The organism is Clostridium sp. MCC353, from assembly GCF_018785315.1.
Lineage (GTDB): Bacteria > Bacillota > Clostridia > Lachnospirales > Lachnospiraceae > CHH4-2.
Map to the genome: position 1 here is coordinate 26,704 of NZ_WQPN01000170.1, position 7,480 is coordinate 34,183.

General features: G+C 45.7%; 9 protein-coding genes. 3 read left to right on the forward strand and 6 right to left on the reverse strand.

All coding sequences use genetic code 11. The annotated features are described in order from the left end of the window. Positions 1-32 precede the first annotated feature (32 nt). From GPL15_RS25480 to ruvA, 3 genes are all read right to left on the reverse strand, one after another. A complete protein-coding gene (locus GPL15_RS25480) occupies positions 33-434 on the reverse strand; it encodes a cell division protein ZapA (protein WP_215701486.1) in 402 nt (133 codons plus the stop codon). A gap of 114 nt (positions 435-548) precedes the next feature. Beyond that, on the reverse strand, positions 549-1,541 hold the full coding sequence (ruvB, locus tag GPL15_RS25485; RefSeq protein ID WP_215701500.1) for a Holliday junction branch migration DNA helicase RuvB: 993 nt from the start codon (positions 1,539-1,541) through the stop codon (positions 549-551). A 51-nt stretch (positions 1,542-1,592) separates the two neighbouring features. Continuing rightward, complete coding sequence (ruvA, locus tag GPL15_RS25490) at positions 1,593-2,204, reverse strand: Holliday junction branch migration protein RuvA (protein ID WP_215701487.1); 612 nt, start codon at positions 2,202-2,204, stop codon at positions 1,593-1,595. Between the two features lie 247 nt (positions 2,205-2,451). On the opposite strand from ruvA, the gene GPL15_RS25495 reads away from it, so the two are divergent. Next, complete coding sequence (locus tag GPL15_RS25495; protein WP_215701488.1) at positions 2,452-3,558, forward strand: ribonuclease H-like domain-containing protein; 1,107 nt, start codon at positions 2,452-2,454, stop codon at positions 3,556-3,558. Between the two features lie 122 nt (positions 3,559-3,680). Here GPL15_RS25495 and GPL15_RS25500 read toward each other — a convergent pair whose 3' ends face one another. Continuing rightward, positions 3,681-4,226 carry a DUF5662 family protein gene (locus GPL15_RS25500; RefSeq protein ID WP_215701489.1) on the reverse strand — a complete coding sequence of 182 codons (546 nt, stop codon included), beginning with the start codon at positions 4,224-4,226 and terminating at the stop codon, positions 3,681-3,683. Positions 4,227-4,587: 361 nt separating this feature from the next. Here GPL15_RS25500 and GPL15_RS25505 point away from each other — a divergent pair, with 361 nt between their 5' ends. Further along, positions 4,588-4,788, forward strand: a complete 201-nt coding sequence (locus GPL15_RS25505) for a cold shock domain-containing protein (RefSeq protein WP_215701490.1) — start codon at positions 4,588-4,590, stop codon at positions 4,786-4,788. Between the two features lie 131 nt (positions 4,789-4,919). Here GPL15_RS25505 and hslO read toward each other — a convergent pair whose 3' ends face one another. Continuing rightward, the gene (hslO, locus tag GPL15_RS25510; protein WP_215701491.1) at positions 4,920-5,801 is read right to left on the reverse strand and encodes an Hsp33 family molecular chaperone HslO; all 882 of its coding nucleotides are present in this window, start codon (positions 5,799-5,801) and stop codon (positions 4,920-4,922) included. Between the two features lie 45 nt (positions 5,802-5,846). Beyond that, positions 5,847-6,611 (reverse strand): class I SAM-dependent methyltransferase, encoded by a 765-nt coding sequence (locus tag GPL15_RS25515; protein WP_215701492.1) that lies wholly within the window; start codon positions 6,609-6,611, stop codon positions 5,847-5,849. Between the two features lie 159 nt (positions 6,612-6,770). Between GPL15_RS25515 and GPL15_RS25520 the strand changes: the two genes are divergently transcribed. Continuing rightward, positions 6,771-7,373: a hypothetical protein gene (locus tag GPL15_RS25520; RefSeq protein ID WP_215701493.1), complete on the forward strand. Its 603-nt coding sequence runs from the start codon at positions 6,771-6,773 to the stop codon at positions 7,371-7,373. The last annotated feature ends 107 nt before the right edge of the window (positions 7,374-7,480 follow it).

The following is a 7,480-nucleotide window of genomic DNA, read 5'->3' on the forward strand; positions in this document are numbered from 1 at the left end:
GCCCCATTATTATATGAGACATCCTATGTATCCTACTTTTTAGTTGTCTTTGTGCCCCCGGCTTCTTCCTCTGCCTTCTTCCGGCCTGCCGGCTGTTCCAATTGCTCCAGCTGCCTGAGAGCGGCCTCCAGCTTCATCTGGGTAGTGATCAGCTCGTGTTTCAGGCTGTAAACCTCTTTTTCCATCTCATTGTTCTGCTTTTCGAGAACCGCCGCCTGGTCAGTGGCCTTAAAATAATCATCCGCAATATTCAGCGCAATCATCACCGACTGGTATTCCTGGCTCTGTTTGGAAAATCCCTCCTGCTGTCTCAGTCTCAATGTCTTTTCATTGATATAACTGGCCACTTTCTGAAGGTAATGCTCTTCCTCCATGCCGCCTAATGTATAAATCTTTCCATCTATTAAAACCTCTGCATAATGTTTTGCAGCCATAATAAATTTCTCCCTGCTTTCTTTTTCATTCTCTTTTATCTTATGTTCTGCCATCCACAGTTTAACTTGTCCTATAAACGGCGTGACGCTCTGTTCCTCCACAGTATAACACACTTACCGTTCAATTCCAAGATGATCATAAGCAAGATCTGTTGCCATACGCCCTCTTGGAGTGCGGTTTATCAGCCCCTGCATCAGCAGATAGGGCTCATATACATCTTCCAGGGTTCCCGCATCCTCTCCAAGTGAAGCAGCCAGGGTATCCAGCCCCACAGGGCCGCCTCCGAATTTCTGAATCATAGTCAGCAGAATGCTGCGGTCATTGTTGTCCAGTCCAATGCGGTCCACATCCAGGATATCCAGCGCGAAATCAACCACCTCCCGGGTGATTACCCCATCATACTTTACCTGGGCGAAATCCCGGACCCTCTTTAACAGACGGTTTGCCAGACGGGGCGTCCCTCTGGACCGTTTCGCAATCTCCATAGCGCCGGAATCTTCAATCTCCACGCCCAGCACTCCGGCCGAACGGCAGACAATCGATTTCAATTCTTCCGGCAGATAGAAATCCAGCTTCTGCACCACACCAAAACGGTCTCTCAGCGGAGCCGTCAAAAGCCCGACTCTGGTCGTCGCCCCCACAAGGGTAAAATGGGGCAGATCCAGGCGGATGGACCGTGCAGACGCATCCTTTCCCAGTACAATATCTATGGCGAAGTCTTCCATCGCCGGATAAAGGACTTCTTCCACCTGGCGGTTCAGCCGGTGGATCTCATCCACAAACAACACATCTCCCTCCTGAAGATTGTTGAGTATGGCTGCCATCTCCCCCGGTTTTTCAATAGCCGGACCGGAGGTGATCTTCATGTTAACGCCCATCTCATTGGCGATAATCCCGGACAATGTGGTTTTCCCCAGCCCCGGCGGCCCGTAAAACAGCAGATGATCCAGAGAATCCCCTCTGGACTTGGCCGCCTGTATATAAATCTTCAGGGTAGACTTAATCTTTTCCTGCCCAATATAATCATCCAGAAGCTGGGGACGCAGGTTTTGTTCTATTTTTTTCTCTTCTTCCGTAACTTCTGTAGTAATAATTCTTCGCTCCATCATAACCTCCACGCCCAAGCGTTTTATTGCGCATAAGATATGTAATTCTTATTATAAAAAGGCCAGGTGCTTCAACGAGGCTTTCAGCACATCTTCCACCGACATATCGTCCTTAATCTCAACTTGTCTGACCGCCTTAGCCGCCTCACTTCCCGAATAGCCCAATGCAACCAGCGCTTCCATCGCTTCTTTTCCGGTCTGGCCCACCAGATTTCCTCCGCTCAGCGTTTCCGCCTCCGCCTCCTGAGGCAGCATATCTTCTATGTGGACTCTGTCTTTCAAGTCCAGAATCACCCTTTGGGCTGTTTTTATTCCAATTCCGGGCGCCTTGGATATGGCCTTGGCATCCCCTGAAATAATGGCCATCCGCAGGCTGTCCGGGGTGAGCGTGGACAATACCCCCAGAGCCCCCTTTGGCCCGATTCCATTCACGCCAATGAGCTGCTTAAACATGTCCAGATCCTGTCGGTTTAAAAAACCGTACAGGCTCATGGCATCTTCTCTCACCTGAAAATAGGTGAATACTTTCACTTCATGTCCAATTTTAGGAAGCCTTTCAAGAAGGGACAGAGGAACATGAATGTTATAGCCAATATTGCCGGCCTCCACTACAATTGTATCTTCAAACGTTTCAACTAACAGTCCTTTTATATATGAAATCACTATGAAATCTCCTTTGTTATATCTGACGATATCATACCATAGCCCCGAGACATTTGTAAATAACAATACCGAACAAATATTCTGTTTCTGCTGACGGCCGCTATTATCCGCGGTCACTCACCGGCAGCCCCGGCATGCTGTTGCTGTTCACAGCCCGAAGAAAATCCGGGCTGTTGACTTTTCCCCCTTTTCACCTTTATAATGTGTATGCAGGCAGGACTTGCCCGCATATTGACAGGAGAATGCCATGATAACGATTGACAAACAGATTTCACTTCCCGATACCTATCCGCTCAGCCGGATCGGCAGTCTGGACGACCTGCTATTTTTTGATATTGAAACCACCGGTTTTTCCGGCGATTATTCCAATCTGTATTTAATTGGATGTACTTATTATAAAAATAATTCCTGGAATCTGATTCAGTGGTTCGCTGACACCCGTGAATCAGAGCCGGAGCTTCTGCACGCTTTTTTTAAGTTTTTAAAGAATTACAAAATCCTGGTTCATTTTAACGGCGATGGTTTTGACATTCCATACCTGCTCAAACGGTGTAACTTCTATGGCCTTTCCTATGATTTCTCCCAGGTTAAAAGTTTTGATATTTACAGAAAGATCAAACCTTACCGGTATCTGCTCCAGTTAGACAGCCTGAAGCAGAAATCCATCGAATGCTTTTTGGGTATAAGCCGGGAAGATACCTATAACGGCGGCCAGCTGATTGAAGTCTATCACGAATATTTACGCTCCCATGATGATTATCTTTATCAGCTTTTAATCCTTCATAATGAGGATGACCTGAAGGGGATGCCTCAAATACTGCCAATCCTCAACTATCCGGATTTTTTTGAAGACTCATTTGAACTGGAAAACCAGATCGTCGGATCATTTACCGATGCCCACGGCGATCCCCGCCGGTCCCTTCTTCTCACATGCAGAAGCCGCTGCCGGATTCCGGTTCCCGTCGAGCGTTCGCTGACCTGCGCTGCCTGCCGGGCCGAAGAAGATCTGCTCATGATATCCATCGGGCTTTTTGACGGCTGCCTGAAACATTTTTATCCAAATTACAAAGATTATTATTATCTGATTTATGAAGACACGGCTATACATAAAAGCGTGGGGGAATTTGTGGACAAAGACGCCAGGACGAAGGCGACCCCAAAAACCTGTTATACGAAAAAGAACGGCTGTTTCCTGCCGCAGTTTGAGCCGGTTTGGGAGCCATACCTCCAGAACGAATACAAATCAAAAGTGACCTATATCGAATATGAGGAATCACTGTTTCGTGAGGAAGATAAATTTAAAACTTATCTCCGCCAGATCATTTCACAGCTTCTCTCCAAGCCTTCAAAGTGATGTTTTGGGGTGATGCAGGAACATCTCAATTTATGGATAGGCATATGGTTTAGAACACACAGAAATATCCGGAAAATCTTTATATTTTAAGGTCTTCCGGATATTCATTCATTTTCCCGATTCTAATACTCTTTTTGTTTCAGCAGTTTTCTGATATAAGCGAATGTCTTCTCTTCCCCTTCCTCCTTTAACATCAAAAGCAGCTTTTCAAGCAGCGCCCTCGTTTCAGGATTTATCACGATATAGGGTCTTGTAAAACTGTAATATTCCCATGGAGAACTGTTTGTATAGTCCTTCCCCTTATAGACTTTGGAAGCGGCAATCCGGTCCATCATCATCTCCACCACATATCTGAGCGGCATTTTATGGCCTACCAGACCGTCCTGAAGCCTGGTGGAAAAATCGATCCAGTATTCAAAATGATGCTTATTCCGCCCTTTATGGTGAAGCCACGCTTTAGAAAAGCCCAGCACTTCCCTTTCGGCCGCATTAGGGCTCCTGTTTCCCTGATAATACTTCACCCCGGACCAAAATTCCGTGGGGCTGTATTTTGATAAATCATGCAGCAGCCCCTGCTTAAACAACCCTACCCGGAAACAATTTTTCATAACCAGACACTTATGCTGGGTGATGGTAAAGAAATGGTTCCATATATTCTGTAATTTCATCTGTTTTCCTCTTTTACACTATATTTTAATTACAGTTCAGACGTTTCATCTTCCTGGCTGAAAAAAGCCGGGCCGGAATCACCGGAGGTCCAGACGGCCCATCTCCTTGACCGGACAAGCCGGCCTGAAAGCATCCGATGAACATCCCATGTGAAAACCGGTAAAGAACTGCTTACAAGCCAGCTTGACGCAGCTTTCTTTATCACTTTTCCCGCCGTCTGAACTGTTACATATTTTATTAGATTTTTCAGTTTTTAACAGAAAAATATTTGACACCTTTTTAATTGTATGATATTCTTAGGGAGGTTGCAGGATATTCTGCAGACCACTACTATTTTTTATATTTTTTGGAGGTATCATCATGAGTAAAGGTACAGTTAAGTGGTTCAATAACCAAAAGGGTTACGGATTTATTTCCGACGAAAGCGGTAATGATGTATTCGTTCACTATTCAGGCCTGAATATGGACGGCTTCAAATCCTTGGAAGAAGGCGCTGAAGTAGAATTTGACGTTGTTGACGGCGCTAAAGGACCACAGGCTACCAACGTAACCAAATTATAATCATCTGATGTTTAACTTTCATTAAACATCTGCCGGTGTACCTTTTTTCATTACTTATAGAATGAAGCAATTCGTTATACCGCACGTGATTACAAGCAAGAGCCATCCCATGATGGCTCTTTTTGTATCTCCTAATGTGTGGCCTTTGCCAGAAGTTCCTTCAGCTCATCCACGGTAAAAGAATAGTTTTTATTACAGAAATGGCAGTTCACTTCAATTGTTTTCCCTTCTTCGATCATCTGTGAAAGTTCATTTCTTCCTATGCTGATAAGCGCCTTTTCCACCCTGTGTTTTTCGCAATTGCAGTAAAAACAGGTATCCATCTTTTCCGTAATTTCCAGTTTAAATTCTCCCAGAATCTGCTCCAGAATCATCTCCGGCGTTTTCCCCTCATCCAACAGCGACGTGATGGAAGAAACCTGGCCCAGTTTTGTCTCCAGCCCGCTAATGATTTCCTCAGAAGCTCCCGGCATTAACTGGATAATAAATCCTCCGGCCTGCTTCACAGTATTGTCCTTATTCATCAATACTCCTAAAGCCACGGAAGACGGCGTCTGCTCGGATGTGGCATAGTAGTAGGTCAGGTCTTCCGCAATCTCGCCAGTAACCAAAATAGTCTGTCCCACATAAGGTTCTTTCAGCCCAATATCCTGAATCACGCTTAAAACGCCTACCCCAAGGGCGCCTCCCACATCCAGTTTTCCCTTGGAATTGGGCGGCAGCATGACAGACGGATTAAACGCATAGCCTTTCACATTTCCCCGGGAATCAGCGGTTACCGTCAGGCCTTCAATCGGCCCGTCTCCCTGAATCTTAATAGTGAGCAGGTCATCCTTCCCTTTCATCATGGACCCCATCATTCCACCGGCCGTCAAAAGCCGTCCTAAGGCAGCCGTAGCCACTGGGCTCGTATTATGAAGTGCTCTGGCCTGTTCTACCAGTTCCTTTGTTGTAGATGCAAACGCGCGGATCTGTCCGTCCGCAGCCGTTGCCCTGATGATATAATCTGACATATTTTCCTCGCATTCCGCCGCATCTTAGCGGCTCTCTTTCTATTTTTATATTATCTCCTGTTTTCCCGATTCTCTGGCAATTATATAGACCCGTTCGCTGTCTTCCCGCACCCCATCTTTAGTAAACGCATCATAGCATTCCACAAATACCAGCCCGGCCTCCTCTAATGCCTGTTTGACCTCATCCAGTCCATAGGCTCTTTGATAATGGACCTCTTCATACTTCCGGTACAAATTCTCCCCCTCTTTGACAAAAAGGGTCAGGTCATATTCGTTAATCCGTTCGTCCTCATCATAATAGTTATCCCAAATAAAGCTGCCCTCTTCCCGGTTTTCCGCAATCGTAGAATCCGCCAGGATTTCCCTGTATTTATATTCCGTATTTAAATCGAAGATGAAGATGCCGCCCGGATCAAGATAATTATTCACAAGTTTAAACACCTGTACCATATCCTCATATGTGAGAATATAATTCATGGAATCACAAATGCTCACCGCCGCGGCTACCGTACCATAGAGTTCAAATTCCCTCATATCCTGTAAAAGATAAAGAATGTCCCTGCCGGATACGGATTTTTTTTCAAGCGCAATTTCCAGCATTTCTTCCGAATTATCAATACCGATCATGTCATAACCCGACTCCGATAGAAGTTCGGTGAGGCTGCCGGTTCCGCATCCCATATCCAGGACCAGCCCCTTATCAACTCCATATTCCTTTAAAAGCCCTGTCAGATATTCACACCACTCCTCATAAGGAATGTTGTCCATAAACATATCGTAAACAGCAGCAAAGCTCGTATAAGCATCCATACGCTCCCTCATTCCGCCATTTCATACAGCATAAGATTTAACCACATTATCATATCAATTTTTTCTTATAAAAGCAACTAATAATCGCTCCTGATTGTTGTGCTTGATTATTGCTTTCACATTCTTTATACTTATAAGAAAAAAGGAACGATATCATACATGAAAAGAACACCCAACAAAGCCAACATAAGAAAACTGCTGCTGAAGAGATTAGTTCTTCCCATTCTTCTGCTGCTCATCTGCGCTGCCATTTTCCTCTCTATCCCTGTCCGCAACTATCTGTCGCCCAGACCGTTAAACCAGACTGATCACATGGAAGAGCTTTATGATAAAAATGCCCCTTACATCACCTTAACCGCTGATACTCTTTATTATACCGGTTTCGATTATCAGCATAATGGAAAGCTGAAAGGCCATTATTATTATACGCTGAACCAGAAACGCTGCCAGTTTTACCTCTTGAAAAACCAGGATAACCAGCTTCCCCAGCCTGTGCTTGAAAATGTGACACTAAAAGGAACGCTGGATCCGTTTGATTCCTTCCTCTACCATAGTTTAACAGCCCAAGTGGCCCAAAACCTCTCCTGGACAAGCCAGGAACTGGAATCCATATCGGTTCCCTATCTCATTTCCACCATCCCCTCCTACAAAATCCGCCAGCTGGTGCTGATGGCGGTATTGGCTTTCTGTGCATTGCTCGCTGTTGGGGATATCATAAAAAACTGCGTCCTGGCATCCATTCGCTTGGGGGGGAGGAGGTAAAATTGGGGGGTGATTGGTGAAAGGTACGCAGGAAAGCGGGAGGAGGGGACGGGCAGACGGCCGGATTTTTGGAAGGGGCCAGGCATAGGGGGATCCGGCGGTGCTGA